At 74.0% G+C, this 524-nt stretch carries 2 pseudogenes; both read right to left on the reverse strand.

The features are described from left to right. Positions 1 to 403 (reverse strand): annotated as a pseudogene (locus tag V7E05_RS13490) (hypothetical protein); the annotation flags it as partial. Then, positions 396 to 524, reverse strand: a pseudogene (locus tag V7E05_RS13495) (phosphoserine phosphatase); the annotation flags it as partial. The pseudogenes V7E05_RS13490 and V7E05_RS13495, both read right to left, overlap by 8 nt.

The raw sequence follows: 524 nt of genomic DNA on the forward strand, positions 1-524 counted from the left end.
GGGCGAGTGCGGCGCCCGGCGTCATCCCCTCCGCCTCGACCCCCGCGAGCAGTCGCGTGGCGTCCCACGGCCCGCCGCGCGCGCGGCGGGCGACCTTGCGCATCTGCGTGTCGATCCACGCGGTGTAGGAATCGTGCCACTCGCCTCCGGGCGCGACGCGTGCATCGAGGCACAGCATGGCCACGGCGCGCGCCGCGGCCGAGTAGACCTCCGAGCGAGGCGGGCGCTCGTCGAACGCCTTGGGCAGGCGCAGGACGATCTGCATGGCGCGCGGGTGCTCCGGCGGGGCGAACCGGGGCGTCTCATGCGCCGCGTCCCGCAGCTTGGCGAGACACCAGTCGAGCTCCGCGCCGTCTGCGCGCACCCACTCCATTGGCTCGACGCCGTCGCCCGGCTCAGTCAAGGGGCACCCGCCGGTAGGTGTCGGCGGCGCGGTCGGCGGCCTCGATCTCGTCGCGCGTGATCCCCATGAGGAAGAGGATCGCGTCGAGGAACGGCTTGGACAGCGTGGCATCGGCGACCTC

It is taken from the genome of Dietzia sp. (assembly GCF_036741115.1).
In the GTDB taxonomy this organism is placed as follows: Bacteria; Actinomycetota; Actinomycetes; order Mycobacteriales; family Mycobacteriaceae; genus Dietzia.